The following is an 18,866-nucleotide window of genomic DNA, read 5'->3' as shown; positions in this document are numbered from 1 at the left end:
CCCGCCCCACCAACCGAGGAAGCCCATGAGCGACAAGACCGAGATCCGCACCGACGGCGCCCCCGCCCCGGCCTGGATGTTCTCCCAGGGCGTCCGCAAGGGCCCCATCCTGCAGGTCTCCGGCCAGGGCCCGCAGGACCCGGCCACCGGCGAGTACCTGTACCACGGCGACGTGAAGGCGCAGACCCGGCGGACGCTGGAGAACGTCAAGGCGATCGTGGAGGCCGGCGGCGCCACCATCGAGGACGTGGTGATGTTCCGCGTCTACCTGACCAAGCGGGCCGACTTCCCGCTGATGAACGAGGTCTACGCCGCCTTCATCGAGGAGAACGTCGAGCCGGGCGGGGTGAAGCCCTGCCGCACCACGATCTTCGTCGAGCTGCCGCAGGAGCCGATGCTGGTCGAGATCGACGCGCAGGCCGTGATCGGCTGACCGGCCGCCCGACGGTGCGAAGGGGCCCGGACCGGAGTCCGGGCCCCTTCGCACCGCGTGGTCACCGCCCGGCGGTGACCACCTGCTCGACGGCGGCACCGCCGCGCGCCACGACCGTGCCTCCGGCGCCGCCGGCCCGCCGGTCGAGCGCGCCGGAGAGCAGCGCGACACCGAGGGCGAGGGCGGCCATCAGCCCGCCCACCCAGTTCGGCGCGTCGTAGCCGAGCCCGGACGAGATCACCAGCCCGCCGAGCCAGGCGGCGAGCGCGTTGCCCAGGTTGAAGGCCGCGATGTTGGCGGCCGAGGCCAGCGTGGGCGCGCCGGCGGCCTGGTCCATCACCCGCTTCTGCAGCGGCGCGACGGTCGCGAAGCCGAACACCCCGATCAGCGGGATGGCGACGATCGAGCCGACCCTGCTGTGCGAGGCGAGGGTGAAGGCGAAGAGCAGCACCGCCAGCACCGCCAGGATCACGTACAGGCTGCGCATCAGCGCCCGGTCGGCGAACCAGCCGCCGAGCAGGTTGCCGACGAACAGGCCGACGCCGAAGAGGAAGAGCAGCCAGGTCACACTGGAGGGGGCGAAGCCCGCCATCTCGGTCATCATCGGCGTGATGTAGGTGAACATCGCGAAGATGCCGCCCCAGCCGAGCACCGTCATGCTCAGCGCGAGCCAGATCTGCGGCTTGCGGAAGACGGCCAGTTCCGGGCCGAGCCGGGTGTCCTCGGCGCGCGGCTGGACCGGCACCAGTGCCGCGATGCCGGCGAAGCCGATCGCGCCGAGCGCCGCGACCACGTAGAAGGTGGAGCGCCAGCCGAAGTGCTGGCCGAGCAGGGTGCCCATCGGGACGCCGAGCACGTTGGCCGCGGTGAGTCCGGTGAACATCAGGGCGATGGCGCCGGCCCGCTTGTGCGGGGCGACGAGGCCCGCGGCGACCACCGAGCCGATGCCGAAGAAGGCGCCGTGCGCGAAGGCCGCGAGCACCCGGCCGACCAGCAGCAGCCCGAAGGCGGGCGCGACGGCGGAGACCAGGTTGCCGGCGATGAACAGGCCCATCAGCATCAGCAGCATCCCCTTGCGGGGGATCCGGGTGCCGAGGACGGTGAGCAGCGGGCCGCCGATCACGACGCCGAGTGCGTAGCCGGAGATGAGCAGGCCGGCGGTGGGGATGGACACCGAGAATTCGCCGGCGACCTCGGGCAGCAGGCCCATGATCACGAACTCGGTGGTGCCGATGCCGAAGGCGCTGATCGCCAGCGCCAGGAGCGCGAGGGGCATGAGGGGACCGCTTTCCAGAACGTACAGACGATTGCATGTGCAACTACCAGCGTCGACAATACGACCGCGCGCCGGATACTTGCAAGCGCTCACTATCTCCATCCGCAACCCCGCGGGCCATCGCTCCCGCCACCACCCCGAGCCGCCACCACCCGAGCCACTGCGCCTTGTCCTCCCCTCGCGAAATGATTAGGTTAGGCTCACCTAACTATCGGAGGTCCGCCATGAGCCCCAGCCCCGTCGACGCCGAGGCGCCCGAACCCACCGCCGCCGAACGGGTCTGCAGCCTGCTCAGCGCCACCTCCTCGGTGGTGATCCGCGCCTACGGCGAGCACCACGACCTGGACACCCCGGTGTCGGTGCACGGCTCCCGGCTGCGCTTGGGCGCCCCGCTCGACGCGCCGCTCACGCTCGCCGTCAGCCGCGAACAGGACGGCCTCGCCGTCGTCCTGGACCTCACCGACATCGCCCCGGTCGCCGTCCGCGACCGCGTCCGCGGTCGCCTCACGCTGGCCGGCCGGCTCCACCTGGCCCACCTCGCCGACGACGGTCTCAGCGTCCACCTGCGGCTCGACGTCGCGCACGCCGTCCTCTCCACCCCGTACGGCACCACCGCCCTCACCGGCGCCGACCTCTCCCTCGCCGCGCCCGACCCGCTCGCCCGCTTCGAGGCCGCGATGCTCACCCACCTCGCCGACGACCACCCGGACGCCCTCGCGCTGCTGGCCAGACTGCTGGACCGGGAGCTGCTGGCCGGACACCCCGACATCCGCCCGCTCGCCCTCGACCGGTACGGCCTGGTGCTCCGCCTGGACCACCCCCACGGCCACCGCGACGTCCGCCTGGTCTTCCCCGAGCCGGCCCGCGACGCGGACGAGTTCGGCCACCGCGTGCACCAACTGCTGACCGCCGCCGACAGCGGCCAGCCCGCCCACCGGTCCTGACCGGGCATCGGACGACTCCGTCGCCGAACCCCGCCACAGGAATCGGCCGACAGAATTGGCGGCTCGTCCGGTCCCGGACGGGCCGGTCGCATTCGGGGAGGAAATCACCGGGAAGCCCGCCCGTCCCGCCGACACCGGAAACCCGGAAAGAACCCCCGGACGTGACAGCGGGTCAGCCGTCACACCATTCCGTACCGGGGGGGGCAAAAGCCGAGGAGAACCGGGTACGGAAAACGAAAGCGGCCGGCCCGGCTCACGAAGGATATTCGCGAGCCGGGCCGGCCTGGGCGTGTCCCGCGCCCATGATCCACTGGTGGTGCGGCGATCACCCGGTCGAGCGGTCACCCGACATGACCATCCCGGGAGGTCGTTCGCCCCGCACCCAGCGGTGGTCCGACCAGAGGTCAGATGGAGACGCCGTGCGCCCGCAGGTAGGCGATCGGGTCGATGTCCGAGCCGTACTCCGAGCCGGTGCGGATCTCGAAGTGCAGGTGCGGGCCGGTCACGTTGCCGGTCGCACCGGAGAGGCCGATCTGCTGGCCGGCGGTGACGGTCTGACCGACCGTCACGCCGATCGAGGACAGGTGCGCGTACTGGGCGTACTTGCCGTCGGCGAGCTTGATCTCGACCTCGTTGCCGTAGGCGCCGCCGTTGCCGGCCTTGACCACGGTGCCGGCCGCGATGGCGCGCAGCGGGGTGCCGGTGGAGGCGACGAAGTCGGCACCGGTGTGGTGGCCGGAGGCCCACATCGAGCCGGCCACGCCGTAGGCGGTGCCGAGCTTCGGGTTGGCGACGGGGGCGACGTAGCCGGAGGTGGCGGCCACGGCGGCCGGGGCCTGGGTGGCGGCCGGCGCGGCCGGCTTGGCGGCGGGGGCGGCCGGGGCCTGCGCGGGCTTGGCGGCCTGGACCGGCTTCGGGGCGGCGGGCTTGGCGGCCGGCTTCACCGAGTCCTGCGAGACCTGCGGCTTGGCGGCGGGGGCGGCCGGCTTGGCGGCCTCGGCGGCGGCCGGAGCGGCGGCGGCCTTGCCGGCGAGCGCGAGCTTCTGACCCGGGAAGATGAGGTTCGGGTTGGCACCGACGACCGAGCGGTTGTGGTCGTACAGCGCCTGCCAGCCACCCTCGACCTGCTTGGCGTCGGCGATCTTCGACAGGGTGTCCCCGCCGACGACCTTGTAGCTCTCCTCGGCCGGAGCGGCGGCGGGCTTGGCGGCCTCGGCGGCCGGCTGCGCGGCGGCGGCCGGAGCCGCGTCGACGCTGGTGGCACCGGTCCAGGTACCGGTCTGCGCGGGCTTCGCGGCCGGGGCGGTGTGGGCCTGGGCGCTGATGGTGGTCACCAGCGGAAGGGCGAACGCGGCGCCGGTCACGGCGGTGGCGATGCCGATGCGGACGGCGCGGGGCAGGGCGATACGACGAGCCTGTGCGGGCATGGGGAACTGTCCTCTCCGACGCCTGCGAGGTGAGCTGTCGGGTTCGGGCTGGAGTTGCCCGGCCGCATAGCGCGGCTTCACCCCAAGCCGGACCGTGAATTCCGGTCCGGCGACTTACCTTTGGGTCCCCCGCTCCTGCCGTACAGAGTTCGGTTCGTACCACCGGGCAGCGGCAGGACTAGGCGTTCCACCCGGTGGCCACCCGGGCCAATGCCGGGCGGTCGCTGAACTAAAACCCATCCGTCCGGGTGAAGCAATGTCGATCTCTTGAATCGACAACCAATGCCGGGAGGGCCGTGACACTCCGAATGATCGGCTGCACGGTATGTGCACAATCGATTCACCGCGCGCCACTGATCCACGACGCTCCGCCGATTTCGGTGCCCCTCCGCAGCCGGTCACTCACGGAAAGCCATCCACCGACACACCGCCGGTGAGCCTTGTCACGTCGGCCCCCGGAGCGCACGATCGGGCGGTGACCACCTCCGAGGCCGGCACCCTGCGCCTGGGCACCGCGCAGGGCCGCTGGGTACTGCTGGCGACGGTGCTCGGCTCCAGCATGGCGATGCTCGACGGCACCGTGGTCAACGTCGCCCTGCCCCGGATCGGCACCGATCTCGGCGCCCCGCTCGCCGCCCTGCAGTGGACGCTCAACGCCTATCTGCTCACCCTGGCCGGCCTCATCCTGCTCGGCGGCGCACTCGGCGACCGCTACGGCCGGCGCCGCGTCTTCCTGATCGGCGTGCTCTGGTTCGCCGCCGCCTCGGCGGCGTGCGCCGCGGCACCCACCATCGAGGTGCTGGTCGCCGCCCGCGCGGTGCAGGGCATCGGCGGGGCGCTGCTCACCCCGGGCTCGCTCGCGATGCTCCAGGCCGTGTTCCACCCGGACGACCGCTCGGCGGCGGTCGGCCTCTGGTCCGGCCTCGGCGGGGTGTCGGCCGCGATCGGCCCGTTCCTCGGCGGCTGGCTGGTGGACGGTCCCGGCTGGCGGTGGATCTTCCTGCTGAACGTCCCGCTCGCTGTCCTGGTGATCGCGGTGGCTTCCCGGCACGTCCCGGAGAGCCGGGACGAGAGCGCGACAGGCCGGTTCGACATCCTCGGCGCGGCGCTGGCCGCACTGGCCCTGGGCTCGGTCACCTATGCGCTGACGGCCGCGGGATCCGGGCTCTCCCCCGAGGTCTGGGTGGCCGGCGCGGCCGGTCTGCTGCTAGGCGCGGCCTTCGTCGTGGTCGAGCGCCGCGTCGAGGAGCCGATGCTGCCGCTGGGCCTCTTCTCCTCCCGCCTGTTCACCGCGGTGAACCTGGTCACCCTCTGCGTCTACGCGGCGTTCAGTGGCGTGTTCTTCCTGCTGGTCGTGCAGTTGCAGATCGTCTCGGGCTTCTCGCCGCTGGTCTCCGGGCTGGCCCTGGTGCCGATCACCGTGCTGATGCTCGCGCTGTCCGCCCGGGCCGGCCGGCTCGGCAAGCGGATCGGCCCGCGGATCCCGCTCACCGTGGGGCCGCTGGTCTGCGCGACGGGTGTGCTGCTGATGCTGCGGATCGGCCCGGACGCCTCCTACTGGACGGACGTCCTGCCGGCCGTCACCGTGATGGGCTGCGGGATGGTCCTGCTGGTCGCGCCGCTGACCGCGACGGTGCTCGCGGCCGTGGAGGTCCGCCACGCCGGGATCGCCAGCGGCGTCAACAACGCCGCCGCCCGCGCGGCCGGGCTGCTCGCGGTGGCCGCCCTGCCCGCGCTGGCCGGACTCAGCGGCGAGGCCTACCAGGTGCCCGCCTCGGTGGACTCCGCCTTCCACGTCGCGATGCTGATCTGCGCCGGGCTGCTGGCCGCCGGCGGCGTGACCGCGTTCACCACCGTCCGGGGCAACGTCCTGGCGCCCGAGGACCACCCGGTCGCGGAGCCGGACTGCCGCTACGCCTGCGGCACCAACGCCCCTCCACTGGACCCGGGCCATGTCGGCGCCCGGCACGGCGAAGGCCCCGCCACCGAATCGGCGGCGGGGCCCACGGAGGCCTGATGAAACGTCAGAGGATGTCGCCCGGGGCGTACTTGGCGGCCTCCGGGTAGGCGGCCGCGACAGCCTCGATCAGGCGGACCAGCTCGGCGACCTGGGCGCCGGCCGCACCGGTGAAGGAGAGCCGGTCGGCCAACAGCGCGTCCAGCGCGGCCCGGTCCAGCGGGATCCGCTGGTCGGCGGCCAGCCGGTCCAGCAGCTCGTTCTCCCGCCCGCCGGCCCGCATCGCCAGCGCCGAGGCGACGGCGTGCTCCTTGATGACCTCGTGCCCGGTCTCCCGGCCGACGCCCGCGCGCACCGCGCCCATCAGCACCTTGGTGGTGGCCAGGAACGGCAGGTAGCGGTCCAGCTCGGCCTCGATCACGGCAGGGAAGGCGCCGAACTCGTCGAGGACGGTCAGGAAGGTCTCCAGCAGACCGTCGAAGGCGAAGAAGGCGTCCGGCAGCGCGACCCGGCGCACCACCGAGCAGGAGACGTCGCCCTCGTTCCACTGGTCGCCGCCCAGCTCGGCGGTCATCGAGGCGTAGCCGCGCAGGATGACGGCCAGGCCGTTGACGCGCTCGCAGGAGCGGGTGTTCATCTTGTGCGGCATCGCGGAGGAGCCGACCTGGCCCTCCTTGAACCCCTCGGTGACCAGCTCGTGGCCGGCCATCAGGCGGATCGTCTTGGCCAGGCTGGACGGCGCGGCCGAGAGCTGGACGAGTGCGGTGAGCACCTCGAAGTCCAGCGAGCGCGGGTAGACCTGGCCGACGCTGGTGAGCACGTTGTCGAAGCCGAGGTGACCGGCCACCCGGCGCTCCAGCTCGGCGATCTTCTCGGTGTCCCCACCGAGCAGGTCCAGCATGTCCTGGGCGGTGCCGACCGGGCCCTTGATCCCGCGCAGCGGGTAGCGGGCGATCAGCTCCTCCAGTCGGCGGAAGGCGACCAGCAGCTCGTCGGCGACGGTCGCGAAGCGCTTGCCCAGGGTGGTGGCCTGCGCGGCGACGTTGTGCGACCGGCCGGCCATGACCAGCTCGGAGTGCTGGGCGGCGAGCCGGCCCAGGCGGACCAGCACGGCGACGGTGCGGTCACGGACGTGCTCCAGCGACTGGCGGATCTGCAGCTGCTCGACGTTCTCGGTCAGATCCCGGGAGGTCATGCCCTTGTGGATCTGCTCATGGCCGGCGAGGTCGCTGAACTCCTCGATCCGCGCCTTCACGTCGTGTCGGGTGACCCGCTCGCGGGCGGCGATCGAGCCGAGGTCGACCTGGTCGATCACCCGCTCGTAGTCGGCGACTGCGCCGGCCGGCACCTCGACGCCGAGGTCCTGCTGAGCCTTCAGGACGGCGAGCCACAGATGGCGCTCAAGGACCACCTTGTGCTCGGGGGACCACAGCTGGGCCAGGGTCGCCGAAGCGTACCGGGAGGCCAGGACATTGGGGATCTGGGGCTTCGCGCTCACGCTTCGCAAGCCTAACAGCCGAGGTCAGCGGGAACGGCGGCGGACCGGGCCCCACGCGTCGCCCGGCCCGGCGGCACTCCCGCCCACCGCCCGGCCGGCGCCTACACCGCGCCGGGGGACCGGCCGGCGAGCACCGGCAGCACCTGCGCGCAGATCGAGTGCAGCGACACCCGCTGCTCGTCGGTCATCGCCTCGAAGGCCTGGTGGGTGCGGCTCATCTCGCCGCGGATCAGCCCGAGGATCTCGCGGCCCTGCTCGGTGATCACCACGATCTTGACCCGCCGGTCACCGGCCGCCGCCTCGCGGTTGGCCAGGCCGAGCGACTCCAGCCGGTCGACGATCCCGGTCACGTTGGAGGCGTCGCAGCCCAGCCGGCCGGCCAGCGCGCGCATCGGCACCGGCTCCTGCACCGCGCCGAGCGCCTTCGCCTGGGAGGAGGAGAGGCCGTGCCGGGCCGCCGCCCCCGCGAAGTCCTGGAAGTAGGCGGCGCCGACGGCGGCCAACGCCTCCATCAACTCGGCGTTGGTCGGTACGGTCGTCGTCGCTGTCGAACCCATGCGGCCAGGGTACGACCGAGTGCTTCACCAACTCAAGCTTTGACCGGGGCAAAAGTCCGCAGGTCAATCGCTCGGCGCCCGCGGGGGCGGCTCAGAGCACCAGCTGGTCGAAGAGCCGCCGCAGCTCGGCCTCCGGGTCACCGGTCAGCCCGGTGTGCACCGGCCCCGGCTGGACGATCGCGCTGCGCGGCGCCGTCAGCCAGCGGAATCGCTGCCCGGGGCTGTCGGCCGCCGCCGGACCGGCGGCCGGACCGCCCGCGCAGACCGCCTCGATCCCGTGCAGCGCCCGCCGCACCCCGGCGACGTCCGCCACCGGGTCCAGCGCCAGCAGCCGGGCCTGGTCCAGGTGGGTCCGCGCACCCAGGTGCGCGCTCTGCCGGCAGTACAGCAGCACCCCGACGTTGACGCACTCGCCGCGCTCCACCCTGGGCACCGCCCGGATCACGGCGTACTCGTAGTCGTGCAGTTCGGCGGCGGCCGGCGCCACCGGCGGTACGGACCCGGTCATGCGGACACCTCCGGCAGCCAGTCACGCGGACCGGCCAGTCGCCCGGTCAGCTGGGCGCGGTACGCGGCGCGCACCGCCTCGGGCGAGTCGAAGCCCGGCTCGTCCACCAGCCAGACGTCGGGGATCTGCGCCACCGCCTCCTCCACCGCCGCCTCGGCGAGCGGGGCGAGCGCTTTGTCCGCGGCCGCCAGATCCGGTTCGGCCCGCAGCAGCGCGTGGTCCGAGGCGTCGTACGGGCGGCGGACCCAGCCGGCCGCACCCGCCCAGTGGTGATGGAAGATCAGACTGGCACCGTGGTCGATCAGCCGCAGTCCGCCGGTGGCCACCAGCAGGTTGGGGTTGCGCCAGGAGCGGTCGACGTTGCCGATCAGGGCGTCGAACCAGAGCACCTGCCCGGCCAGCCCCGCGTCCACCTCGAAGCAGAGCGGGTCGAAGTTGAGCGCGCCGCTGACGAAGGCCATGCCGAGGTTAAGGCCGCCACTGGCCCGCATCTGGTCCTGGATCTGCGGGTCCGGTTCGCTGCGGGCCAGCACCGGGTCCAGGTCCACGGTGACCAACTCCGGCACCGGCAGCTCGAGCCGGCGGCCCAGCTCACCGGCCAGCACCTCCGCCACCAGCGCCTTGCGGCCCTGCGCCGCGCCGACCCATTTCAGCGCGTACAGCCGCCGGTCGTCGGCCTCGACCAGGCCCGGCATCGAGCCGCCTTCTCGCAGTGGCGTCACATAACGGACCGCCGTCACCTCGGGGAGCACGCCGGACAGCCTATCGGGCATATGCACGGACCGGGCGCCGCGCGTCGTTCCCCGCCGCGCGCGTCTGCGCCATCCGCGCCGTCCCGGTGGCAGCGCCCGCTGCTCCGTGCGAGTGTGGCGGACAGTAGTGGGGACCTTGACGGTACGAACTGCACTGTAAGGGATGAACGATGGAACGACCTCGGATCCTGATCGTGGGCGGTGGCTTCGCCGGACTGGAGTGCGCTCGCCGCCTCGAACGCAAGCTCGCGCCCTCGGAGGCGGAGATCTCGCTGGTCACGCCGTTCAGCTATCAGCTCTATCTTCCGCTGCTCCCGCACGTGGCGGCCGGGGTGCTGACCCCGCAGTCGGTCGCGGTCTCGCTCCGCCGGACCCTGCGCCGCACCCACATCGTCCCCGGTGGCGCGATCGGCGTCGACCCGCGCTCGAAGGTCTGCGTGGTCCGCAAGATCACCGACGAGGTGGTCGCGCAGAAGTACGACTACCTGGTGCTCGCCCCCGGCAGTGTGACCCGCACCTTCGACATCCCGGGCCTGACCGACTACGCGCGCGGCATGAAGACGCTCGCCGAGGCGACCTACGTCCGCGACCACGTCATCGCCCAACTCGACCTCGCGTCGGCCACCCTGGACCAGCGGGAGCGCGAGTCCCGGCTCCAGTTCGTGGTGGTCGGCGGCGGCTACGCGGGCACCGAGACGGCCGCCTGCCTCCAGCGCCTGACCACCGCCGCCGCCCGCCGCTACCCGCGGCTGGACGCCCGGCAGATCAAGTGGCACCTGATCGACATCGCCCCGAAGCTGATGCCGGAACTCGGCGACGCGCTCGGCACCGCCGCGCTGGAGGTGCTGCGCGAGCGCGGCATCGAGGTCTCGCTGGGCGTCTCGGTGGCCGAAGTCGGCGCCGAGTCGGTCAAGTTCACCGACGGTCGGGTGCTCCCCTCCCGGACGCTGATCTGGACGGCCGGCGTCGCGGCCAGCCCGCTGATCGGCACCCTGGACGCCGAGACGGTCCGCGGCCGGGTCGCGGTCACCGCCGAGATGCGGGTGCCCCAGTTCGAGGGCGTCTTCGCGCTCGGCGACGCCGCCGCCGTCCCCGACCTCGCCAAGGGCGACGGCGCGGTCTGCCCGCCCACCGCCCAGCACTCCGCCCGCCAGGGCCGGGCGGTGGCGAACAACGTGATCGCCGCGCTGCGCAACCAGCCGCTGGAGCCCTACTACCACAAGGACCTGGGCCTGGTGGTGGACCTCGGCGGCAAGGACGCGGTCTCCAAGCCGATCGGCGTCGAGCTGCGCGGTGTCCCCGCCCAGGTGGTCGCCCGCGGCTACCACCTGATGGCGATGCGCACGAACGCCGCCAAGTTCCGGGTCGGCGCCAACTGGCTGCTCAACGCCACCGCCGGCGACGACTTCGTCCGGACCGGATTCCTGGCCCGCCAGCCCGCCCGGCTGCGTGACTTCGAGTACACCGACGCCTATCTGACGAAGGATCAGGTCCGAGCACACGCCCAGGCCCTGCTCGCCAAGGGCTGACGCGCCACGGCCGGCCCCCGCTCCCGGACGGATCGGGGGCCGGCCGCGCCGTGCGTCACCGCGCGGTCAGGTACATCCCGCTCGCGTCCTGCCCGGCCGTGTTGCGGCAGCCGAAGTTGCCGCTCGGCCGCGCGTACAGCAGGGTCAGGCACTGCCCGAGGGCCTGCTGGCCGTAGTAGTTGGGGTGCATCGACTCCTGCAGCGTGCCCTGCGAGGCGCTGAGCCCACCGTCGACGAACCGCGCCCACTCACTGGTGGTGGCGGACGGCGCGCTGGTCGAACTCGCCTGCCGGGTCGCCTTGGAGCAGACCTCGCGTCCCTGCAGCATGTCCGCCAGATCCAGGAACTGCACGCCCTTCGAGGCGGCGACACCCGCCAGCGCCCGCGAGATCTGCGGCACCAGCGAGTCCCGCGCCCAGTCGGCGTCGCCGTTCCAGAACGGGCAGCCGCCGGTGTCGGACCGGCTCCAGCCGCTCTCCGGGTAGCGCATCTCGGCCCCGCGCGGGATCGGCGAGGGGTAGGACTGCAGCACGATCCGGTAGTCGCCCGCCGCGTGGCCGGCGCTCGACATCACGGCCCGGATCTCGTCCAGCGCCTTGCCGACACCGGCCATCGCGGCGGGCATCCGGGCGTCGATCTCGCCCTGCTGGTCGTCGTGACAGTAGGAGTACCAGATCAGGTAGTCCTGGACGCAGGTGCTGATCACGTCGCCGAAGCCGAGGTCGTTGCCGCCGATCGAGAGCGTGATCAGCTTGACGTCGTACTGACTCGCCACCGTGGCGAGCTGGTCGGCCTGCGGGGCCTCGCCCTTGAACGGCTGACCGCCGTTGGCGGCCCGGTAGACGTTGGCGGCGACGGCCCCGGAGCAGGCCAGGTTGATCTGGGTCTGCGCCACGGTCGGGGCGCTGCGCACCTCGGCGACGTCCGAGCGGTCGCACCCGCTCGCGTAGGTCGCGCCGTAGATCCGACTCGGGTCGTAGGCACTGCCGGTCCAGGCCCGGTCGGTGCCGGCCCGGCTGGCGCCGGTGACGACGGAGTTGCCCTTCCAGCGGCCGGCCTCGCCGGAGATGTAGCTGTCCCCCAGGGTGACACTGGCGGTCGGCCCGCTCGGTGCGGCGGTGGCGGCCGCGGCCGGTGCGGCGCCGCCGGCGATCAGCCCGGCCGCACCGAGCGGGAGGGCGAGGGCGGCGGCGAGCAGCCGCCGGGTGAGGCCGGCGGTTCTGCGTGTGATGCTCGAACGGTTTTCGGGCACGGCGGAACTCCTGCGGTCGGTCTCGCCCGCTGAGTGGGGGCGGGGAGACGCGGAGGTGAGGGTGGGCCGCCGGCCGGTGGCGCGATGAAGATGACATGCTCGCGGTTGTTACCGCTAGGTATCTGCACCAGGTTTCTCGCTCTGTTACCGACCGGTTCAGATCAGTCGGGACACCGGACCGCCCGTTCCCAGTACGGCCGCCAGATCGTCGGCCAGCCGCCGTGCGTCGGCCGGGTCCAGCTGGGAGACGGTGATCCGCAGGCCAGGCGCCGACTGCAGGCGGAACCGCGCACCCGGCGCGACGACCCAGCCGCGCTGCACCAGCGCGGCGAGCACGGTCGTCTCGTCCGGGACGGGCACCCAGACGTTCAGCCCGCTCGCGCCGTGCGCCTCGATGCCGCGGGCGGCCAACTCCCCGAGCAGGGCGTCCCGCCGCACCCGGTAGGCCGCCGCCACCCGCGCGACCGGCGCCGCGTCGGTGCGCCACAGCTCGGCGACGGCGCACTGGAGCAGATGGCTGACCCAGCCGGCCCCGAGCCGCTGCCGCCCCTGCACCCGCCCGATGGTGTCCGGATCCCCGACCGCGAAGGAGAGCCGCAGGTCCGGCCCGTACGCCTTGGCCGCCGAGCGCACCACCACCCAGTGCTCGGGCCCGGCTCCGACCAGCGAGTGGAACGGCTGGTCGACCATGCCGTGACCGTGGTCGTCCTCGATCAGCAGCACCCCGGGATGGCCGGCCAGCACCGCGCGCAGGGCGGCCGCCCGGTCGGCGGTGACCGCCGCTCCGGTCGGGTTCTGCGCGCGGCTGGTGACGACCACCGCGCGAGCGCCGGCCGTCAGCGCCCCGGCGAGCGCGTCCGGCAGCGGGCCCTCGTCGTCCAGCCGGACGGGGGCGGCCCGCAGGCCGAGGGCCGGCAGCAGGTCCATCAGGCTGCCCCATCCCGGATCCTCGACGGCGACGGCGTCACCGGGGCGCAGCCTGGTGGCGAGGATCCGCTCGATGGTGTCGAGCGAGCCGGAGGCGATGGCGATCGGCGCGTCGGGCAGGCCGTCGGCGCGGAAGCCCGCGCCGGCGAGGGCCAGCAGGCCGGGGTCGGCCGACGGGCGTCCGTAGAGCACCGGGTCGCGGCGGGCGGCCTCGGCCGCGGCGGCCAGGGCCGGGGTGAGGTCGGGGAGCAGCGCCGGGTCGGGGTTGCCGTTGGCGAGGTCGCGGGCCTGCGGCGGGACGGGCACCCGGATCTCGTCGCGCGGGGTGAGCGCCGGCCGCGGGCGGATGCGGCTGCCCTTGCGGCCGGCGGTCTCGATCACCCCCCGGTCGCGGAGCAGGCGGTAGGCGGCGGCGACGGTGTTGGGGTTGACGCCGAGTTCGGCGGCCAGGTCGCGCAGCGGGGGCAGCGCGGTGCCCGGCGGGAGCCGTCCGCTGCTGACGCCCTGCTCGACGTCGGCCGCGATTTCGCTGGCGCGCCGCCCCTTGATCGGATAGTCTCCTAGCACAAAAGAGATTATGCACTAGTACATAGAGGTTGTCATGTCAGACGGCGCCGTGTCCTACGCCCGCACCCCGCGTACCACCCCGACCCGCTACAAGGACCGCGCGACGTGGGAGCAGGACACGATCCACGCGATCCTCGACAGCACCTACCTCTGCCACCTGGGCTTCGTCGCCGACGGCGCCCCCGTCGTGCTGCCGACCATCTTCGCCCGCGTCGGCGACCGCCTCTACATCCACGGCTCCACCGGCAGCCGGCCACTGCGCGGCGCCAAGGGCGACCAGGGCCTGCCGGTCTGCGTCACCGTCACCCTGGTCGACGCCCTGGTGCTGACCAAGTCCGCGTTCAACCACTCGATCAACTTCCGCTCGGTGGTCGCCCACGGCACGGCCCACCAGGTCACCGACCCCGCGGAGCTGTCGGTCGCGCTGGACGCACTGGTCGACCAGACCGTCCCCGGCCGCTCCGCCGAGGTCCGTCCGGCCAACGCCAAGGAGCTGGCCGCCACCGCCGTCGTCCGGCTCGACCTGGACGAGGTCTCCGCCAAGACCCGTGCCGACGACGCCGACGACGACGAAGCGGACCTCGACCTCCCGTACTGGGCCGGCCTGGTACCGGTGTCCACGGTGTACGGCGCCCCCGTGCCGGACGCCTCCACCACCGTGCCGCTCCCCGCGCACCTGCGCGGCCTCACCGGCTGACGGCGGCCCGCCGATGCTGATCAGGTCCTGGGACCGCGGTGACGAGCCCGAGTGGCGCGCCTGGCTCGCGCAGGGCCGCGACTTCGGCCTGCTCGCCGCCAACGGCCCACCCGGCCAGGGGCCCGTCCTGGTCCCCACCCACTTCCTGCTGGACGTCGAGCGGGGCGAGGTGCTGCTGCACCTCGCCAAGCCCAATCCGCTGTTCGCCGCCGTCCGGGCCGACCCCGAGGTCACCCTCGCGGTCACCGACGACTACGCCTTCGCCCCCGGCCACTGGCGCGGCGAGCCGGGTACGCCCACCAGCTACTACGCCTCCGTCCAGTTCGCCTGCACGGCCGAGATCGTCGAGGACGCGGCCGGCAAGGCGGCGATCCTCAACCGCCAGCTGGCGCACTTCCAGCCGGAGACCCCGGCCACCCGGGTCGTCCCCGGCGAGGAGCCGTTCGGCCGGCTCCTGTCGGGGGTGCGCGGGCTGCGGCTCACGGTCCGCACGGTGCGTGCCAAGTTCAAGTACGACGACAAGAAGGCCGTCGCGGAGCAGCAGGCCGTCGCCGACCGGCTGGCCGAGCGCGGCCAGGGCCTGGACGCCGCCGTCCGCACCCAGCTCCTGCGGCGTAACGCGCGGCGCACGGGGTAGCCGCGCTGACGCCAAGTCACCCGATCGGCTCGTATTCGGGCGAAGCCGGGACGCTGCTGATCGAATGTGTGACGAATCCTGCCCACTCGGCCGTGCCGGCGGGCCCGTCCACTCGGGGAGCGTGCGTGTCCACAGGCACATCCCGTCCGGTCGCCGGCGAGGCGCACCTCGGGCGCGTCGTCTTCATCTCGGCGGCCGCCGCGATGGGCGGCTTCCTGTTCGGCTACGACAGCGCGGTGATCAACGGCGCGGTGACCGGCATCCAGCAGCACTTCGCGGTGGGCAACGGCGAGACCGCCTTCGTGGTGGCCATCGCGCTGCTCGGCTCGGCGGGCGGCGCGGTGGCCGCCGGCCGCCTCGCCGACCACTTCGGCCGGGTGCGCACCATGCTGCTGGCCGCCACGCTCTTCGCGGTCAGCGGCATCGGCTCGATGTTCCCGCCGAGCATCCAGGTGCTGGCCACCTGGCGCGTGGTGGGCGGTGTCGCGATCGGCATCGCCTCGGTGATCGCCCCGACCTACATCGCCGAGGTCGCGCCCACCGCGTACCGCGGCCGGCTGGCGTCCTTCCAGCAGATGGCGATCGTGCTCGGCATCACCGTCTCCCAACTCGTCAACTGGGCGCTCAACCAGGCCGCCGGCGGCGAGTCCGTCGGCCACCTCGGCGGCATCCAGGCCTGGCAGTGGATGCTCGGCGTCGAGACCGTCCCGGCCCTCGTCTACGGGCTGATGGCCCTGACCATCCCGGAGTCGCCCCGCTACCTGATCGCCGACCACCGCGAGGCGCAGGCCCGAAAGGTGCTGCTGGAGGTGGAGGGCTCGGGGGCGGACCTCGACACCCGGGTCGCCGAGATCCGCGCGGTGCTGGAGTCCGCCCACAAGCCCCGGACGAAGGACCTGCTGGGCGGCCGCTTCGGGCTGCTGCCGATCGTCTGGATCGGCATCGGCGCCTCGGTGTTCCAGCAGTTCGTCGGCATCAACGTGATCTTCTACTACTCCTCCTTCCTCTGGCAGTCCGTCGGCATCAACGAGTCCAACTCCCTGCTGATCAGCCTCTCCACCTCGATCGTCAACGTGGTCGGCACGGTGGTCGCGATGGCACTGGTCGACCGGATCGGCCGCAAGCCGCTCGCACTGGCCGGCTCGGCCGGTATGGCGGTGGCCCTGGCCACCGCCGCCTGGGCGTTCTCCTACCGGCAGGGCACCGGCGACACCGCCACCCTGGACGACTCCTACGCCACCGTCGCACTGGTCGCCGCGCACGTCTTCGTGTTCTGCTTCGCCTTCTCCTGGGGCGTGGTGGTCTGGGTCCTGCTCGGCGAGATGTTCCCCAACCGGATCCGGGCACTCGCCCTCTCGGTCGCCGCCTCGGCCCAGTGGCTCGCCAACTGGGCGATCACCGTCACCTTCCCCGACCTCTCCGACTGGAACCTGTCGGCGACGTACGTCGTCTACGCCTTCTTCGCGCTGCTCTCGATCCCCTTCGTGGCCTTCTGCATCAAGGAGACCAAGGGCCGTGCACTGGAGGAGATGGGCTGATCCGGCCCACCACGCCGCACCACGCCACGCCGCCCGCACCCACAGCGGGCCGCCACGGCGGACCGGCCCCGGGAACCCGCCGGCACCGCACCTCCCCCAGCCCCGCCGCACCGCGCGCGGCCCGTCCCCACCGAGAGGAAGCCATGCCTGAGCAGGGCGGCTCCCGGCAGAACGTCACCTTCCCGAGCAACGGCCGCGAGGCGCACGGCTACCTGGCCCGCCCTCCCCAGGGCGTCGGCCCCGGTCTGGTGGTGGTCCAGGAGTGGTGGGGGCTCACCTCCCACGTGGCCGCGATGGCGGACCGCTTCGCAGCCGAGGGCTTCACCGTCCTCGCGCCGGACCTCTTCGGCGGCGCGACCACCCACGACAGCGCCGAGGCGGCCCGGCTGAAGCGCGAACTCCCGGTCGAGCGGGCCGTGGTGGACCTGCGCGGCGCGGTCGGGTACCTGCTCGGCCTGGACGGCGTGGTCGGTGACGCGGTCGGCGTGGTCGGATTCTGCATGGGCGGCGGCTTCGCGCTGCAGCTGGCGGCCGCCGAGGGCGACCGGGTGGCCGCCGTGGTCCCGTTCTACGGGCTGCCGCCCGACCCGGACTTCGACTACCGGGGCCTCACCGCGCACGTCCTGGGGCACTACGCCGAGCACGACCGCTCGATCCCGATGGCCGCCGTCGACGAGGCGGCGATCCGGATCGGCGAGGCCACCGACGTCCGGCCCGAGATCCACTTCTATCCGGCCGGGCACGCCTTCATGAACGACGAGAACCTGCTCGGCACCTACGACCGGCTCCAGGCCAGGACGGCTTGGCGGCGCACCCTCAGCTTCCTCTGGGGCCACCTCGGCTGACAGGGCCGCCCGACGGACGGGGCCCCCGGCTGACGGACCACCCGGCTGACGGGGCCCGCCCGGCCAGTGGGGCCGGCTCGGCGGCGCCTCGCCCCCGGCCGCCGCCGTAAGCCCTGAAAAGCCGCTGGACAGCTGACACCGCCCCCGGCATAGTCTCCGGGTGCAGAGCCAACCCCCACCCCCGCGCCGACGCCGCCTCCCCTGGGCCGGCCGCAACTTCCGCATCCAGACCGCCGCCACCGTCGTCAGCGGCCTCGGCAACGCCGGCGCCCCGATCGCCACCGCCTTCGCGGTCATGGAGAGCGGCGGATCCACCGCCGAGGTCGGCTACGTCACCGCGGCCCGGCTGGTCCCGGTCGTCCTGCTGCTGATGATCGGCGGCGCGCTCGCCGACCGTCTGCCGCGCCACCACGTCATGGTCGCCGCCAACCTGTTCAGCGCCGTCTCCCAGGCCGTACTGGCCGCACTGGTTCTGGCCGGACAGGCGCAGCTCTGGCAGTTGATGCTGCTCTCGGCGGCCGGCGGCGCCGGTCACGCCTTCTACGCCCCCGCGTCCGAGGGCATGATCATGCAGAGCGTGGCGGCCGAACACGCCGGCCGGGCCTTCTCGGTCTTCCGGCTGGCACTCAACTCCGCCCAGATCGGCGGCATGGCACTCGGCGGCGCTCTCACCGCCGCCGTCGGCCCGGGCTGGGTGCTCGCGGTGGACGCCGCGTGCTTCCTGGTCGCCGCCGCACTGCGCTTCTTCCTGGAAGCCGAAGCCGCCGCCCCCGCCGAGGCCGGCGGCGGCATGCTGCGCGACCTGCGCGAGGGCTGGCAGGAGTTCACCTCCCGCCGCTGGCTCTGGGTGATCGTGCTCCAGTTCGCCGTGCTGATGGCCTGCATCACCGCCGTGGACGCCGTGTACGGGCCGATCGTCGCCGAGCAGCGGCTGGGCGGCGCGCGGGACTGGGGCCTGGCGCTCGCCGCGCACGGCATCGGCCTGGTGGCGACCGGGCTCGTGATGGTCCGCTGGCAGCCACGCCGGATCCTGCTGGTCGGCAACTGGGGCGTCTTCCTCTTCGGCGTGCCGGCGCTGGCCCTCGCGCTGGCGGCACCGCTGCCGGTGCTGGTCGCGGCGATGTTCCTGTCCGGCGCCGGGGTCACCGTCTTCGGCGTCAACTGGATGGTCGCCCTGCAGCAGGAGATCCCCGTCGGAATGTTCTCCCGGGTCTCCGCGTACGACCACCTCGGCTCGCTCTCGCTGGCTCCGGTCGGCACCGCGCTGGCCGGCCCGGCCGCGGCTGCGCTGGGCCTCTCCGGCGCGCTCTGGGCCTGCGCGGCGCTCTGCCTGCTGCTCAGCGCCGTCGTCCTGCTGGAGCCGCAGGTCCGCCGGCTCTCCCGACGCCCCGCCGCCCCCGCGCCGCAGCTCGACGAGCCCGTTCCCGTCCGCTGAGCGGCCCGTGCGCCCCCGTATGCGCCCCCGCGTGCGCCCTCCGATGGGCAACCACCGGCGGGCGCTGCTCGTCCGATCAGGTGAAAC

Annotated in this window: 17 protein-coding genes and 1 riboswitch; of the genes, 9 read left to right on the top strand and 8 right to left on the bottom strand. The window is 73.2% G+C overall.

Annotated elements, in window-relative coordinates:
• Positions 1-25: 25 nt before the first annotated feature.
• Positions 26-433: a RidA family protein gene (locus tag AB0J08_RS25820; protein ID WP_360638856.1), complete on the top strand. Its 408-nt coding sequence runs from the start codon at positions 26-28 to the stop codon at positions 431-433.
• A gap of 61 nt (positions 434-494) precedes the next feature.
• Here AB0J08_RS25820 and AB0J08_RS25815 read toward each other — a convergent pair whose 3' ends face one another.
• Positions 495-1,709 carry an MFS transporter gene (locus tag AB0J08_RS25815; RefSeq protein WP_360638853.1) on the bottom strand — a complete coding sequence of 405 codons (1,215 nt, stop codon included), beginning with the start codon at positions 1,707-1,709 and terminating at the stop codon, positions 495-497.
• Between the two features lie 224 nt (positions 1,710-1,933).
• Here AB0J08_RS25815 and AB0J08_RS25810 point away from each other — a divergent pair, with 224 nt between their 5' ends.
• Positions 1,934-2,653 (top strand): DUF2470 domain-containing protein, encoded by a 720-nt coding sequence (locus tag AB0J08_RS25810; protein ID WP_360638850.1) that lies wholly within the window; start codon positions 1,934-1,936, stop codon positions 2,651-2,653.
• 404 nt (positions 2,654-3,057) lie between these two features.
• Here AB0J08_RS25810 and AB0J08_RS25805 read toward each other — a convergent pair whose 3' ends face one another.
• Entirely contained in the window at positions 3,058-4,080 is a 1,023-nt protein-coding gene (locus tag AB0J08_RS25805) for a LysM peptidoglycan-binding domain-containing M23 family metallopeptidase (protein ID WP_360638847.1), read from the bottom strand.
• Positions 4,081-4,084: 4 nt separating this feature from the next.
• A riboswitch (cyclic di-AMP (ydaO/yuaA leader) is annotated at positions 4,085-4,245 on the bottom strand.
• A 310-nt stretch (positions 4,246-4,555) separates the two neighbouring features.
• On the opposite strand from AB0J08_RS25805, the gene AB0J08_RS25800 reads away from it, so the two are divergent.
• Positions 4,556-6,097, top strand: coding sequence for an MFS transporter (locus tag AB0J08_RS25800; RefSeq protein WP_360638844.1), 1,542 nt, complete (start codon positions 4,556-4,558; stop codon positions 6,095-6,097).
• A gap of 7 nt (positions 6,098-6,104) precedes the next feature.
• On the opposite strand, the gene purB is transcribed toward AB0J08_RS25800, so the two are convergent.
• The 4 genes from purB to AB0J08_RS25780 form a co-directional block, all read right to left on the bottom strand.
• Positions 6,105-7,535, bottom strand: coding sequence for an adenylosuccinate lyase (gene purB, locus AB0J08_RS25795; protein WP_360638842.1), 1,431 nt, complete (start codon positions 7,533-7,535; stop codon positions 6,105-6,107).
• Between the two features lie 101 nt (positions 7,536-7,636).
• Positions 7,637-8,092, bottom strand: coding sequence for a MarR family transcriptional regulator (locus AB0J08_RS25790; RefSeq protein ID WP_360638839.1), 456 nt, complete (start codon positions 8,090-8,092; stop codon positions 7,637-7,639).
• 91 nt (positions 8,093-8,183) lie between these two features.
• Positions 8,184-8,600 carry a DUF3037 domain-containing protein gene (locus AB0J08_RS25785; RefSeq protein ID WP_360638836.1) on the bottom strand — a complete coding sequence of 139 codons (417 nt, stop codon included), beginning with the start codon at positions 8,598-8,600 and terminating at the stop codon, positions 8,184-8,186.
• Positions 8,597-9,352 (bottom strand): HipA family kinase, encoded by a 756-nt coding sequence (locus tag AB0J08_RS25780; protein WP_360638833.1) that lies wholly within the window; start codon positions 9,350-9,352, stop codon positions 8,597-8,599. Before AB0J08_RS25780 ends, AB0J08_RS25785 begins: the two co-directional genes overlap by 4 nt.
• A gap of 170 nt (positions 9,353-9,522) precedes the next feature.
• On the opposite strand from AB0J08_RS25780, the gene AB0J08_RS25775 reads away from it, so the two are divergent.
• The gene (locus AB0J08_RS25775) at positions 9,523-10,881 is read left to right on the top strand and encodes an NAD(P)/FAD-dependent oxidoreductase (RefSeq protein WP_360638830.1); all 1,359 of its coding nucleotides are present in this window, start codon (positions 9,523-9,525) and stop codon (positions 10,879-10,881) included.
• Between the two features lie 55 nt (positions 10,882-10,936).
• Here AB0J08_RS25775 and AB0J08_RS25770 read toward each other — a convergent pair whose 3' ends face one another.
• Both AB0J08_RS25770 and AB0J08_RS25765 read right to left on the bottom strand, forming a co-directional pair.
• Positions 10,937-12,133 carry a GDSL-type esterase/lipase family protein gene (locus AB0J08_RS25770; protein ID WP_360638827.1) on the bottom strand — a complete coding sequence of 399 codons (1,197 nt, stop codon included), beginning with the start codon at positions 12,131-12,133 and terminating at the stop codon, positions 10,937-10,939.
• A gap of 156 nt (positions 12,134-12,289) precedes the next feature.
• Positions 12,290-13,627 (bottom strand): aminotransferase class I/II-fold pyridoxal phosphate-dependent enzyme, encoded by a 1,338-nt coding sequence (locus tag AB0J08_RS25765; protein WP_360638824.1) that lies wholly within the window; start codon positions 13,625-13,627, stop codon positions 12,290-12,292.
• A gap of 34 nt (positions 13,628-13,661) precedes the next feature.
• Here AB0J08_RS25765 and AB0J08_RS25760 point away from each other — a divergent pair, with 34 nt between their 5' ends.
• From AB0J08_RS25760 to AB0J08_RS25740, 5 genes are all read left to right on the top strand, one after another.
• Entirely contained in the window at positions 13,662-14,324 is a 663-nt protein-coding gene (locus tag AB0J08_RS25760; RefSeq protein ID WP_360638821.1) for a pyridoxamine 5'-phosphate oxidase family protein, read from the top strand.
• 13 nt (positions 14,325-14,337) lie between these two features.
• A complete protein-coding gene (locus AB0J08_RS25755) occupies positions 14,338-14,961 on the top strand; it encodes an FMN-binding negative transcriptional regulator (RefSeq protein WP_360638818.1) in 624 nt (207 codons plus the stop codon).
• A 125-nt stretch (positions 14,962-15,086) separates the two neighbouring features.
• Positions 15,087-16,499, top strand: a complete 1,413-nt coding sequence (locus AB0J08_RS25750) for a sugar porter family MFS transporter (RefSeq protein WP_360638815.1) — start codon at positions 15,087-15,089, stop codon at positions 16,497-16,499.
• A gap of 143 nt (positions 16,500-16,642) precedes the next feature.
• On the top strand, positions 16,643-17,344 hold the full coding sequence (locus AB0J08_RS25745; RefSeq protein WP_360638812.1) for an alpha/beta fold hydrolase: 702 nt from the start codon (positions 16,643-16,645) through the stop codon (positions 17,342-17,344).
• Positions 17,345-17,504: 160 nt separating this feature from the next.
• Positions 17,505-18,779, top strand: coding sequence for an MFS transporter (locus AB0J08_RS25740; RefSeq protein ID WP_360638809.1), 1,275 nt, complete (start codon positions 17,505-17,507; stop codon positions 18,777-18,779).
• The last annotated feature ends 87 nt before the right edge of the window (positions 18,780-18,866 follow it).

This window comes from Kitasatospora sp. NPDC050463 (assembly GCF_040655255.1).
Lineage (GTDB): Bacteria > Actinomycetota > Actinomycetes > Streptomycetales > Streptomycetaceae > Kitasatospora.
Note: the sequence above shows the minus strand (reverse complement) of the source record. Positions and strands in the feature narration are given on the sequence as shown.

Excerpts from the sequence above, each read along its gene's own strand:
- AB0J08_RS25785 (WP_360638836.1), bottom strand. The coding sequence starts at position 8,600 with ATGACCGGGTCCGTACCGCCGGTGGCGCCGGCCGCCGCCGAACTGCAC.
- AB0J08_RS25815 (WP_360638853.1), bottom strand. The coding sequence starts at position 1,709 with ATGCCCCTCGCGCTCCTGGCGCTGGCGATCAGCGCCTTCGGCATCGGC.
- AB0J08_RS25745 (WP_360638812.1), top strand. The coding sequence starts at position 16,643 with ATGCCTGAGCAGGGCGGCTCCCGGCAGAACGTCACCTTCCCGAGCAAC.
- AB0J08_RS25755 (WP_360638818.1), top strand. The coding sequence starts at position 14,338 with ATGCTGATCAGGTCCTGGGACCGCGGTGACGAGCCCGAGTGGCGCGCC.
- AB0J08_RS25760 (WP_360638821.1), top strand. The coding sequence starts at position 13,662 with ATGTCAGACGGCGCCGTGTCCTACGCCCGCACCCCGCGTACCACCCCG.
- AB0J08_RS25805 (WP_360638847.1), bottom strand. The coding sequence starts at position 4,080 with ATGCCCGCACAGGCTCGTCGTATCGCCCTGCCCCGCGCCGTCCGCATC.
- AB0J08_RS25810 (WP_360638850.1), top strand. The coding sequence starts at position 1,934 with ATGAGCCCCAGCCCCGTCGACGCCGAGGCGCCCGAACCCACCGCCGCC.
- AB0J08_RS25790 (WP_360638839.1), bottom strand. The coding sequence starts at position 8,092 with ATGGGTTCGACAGCGACGACGACCGTACCGACCAACGCCGAGTTGATG.
- AB0J08_RS25820 (WP_360638856.1), top strand. The coding sequence starts at position 26 with ATGAGCGACAAGACCGAGATCCGCACCGACGGCGCCCCCGCCCCGGCC.
- AB0J08_RS25775 (WP_360638830.1), top strand. The coding sequence starts at position 9,523 with ATGGAACGACCTCGGATCCTGATCGTGGGCGGTGGCTTCGCCGGACTG.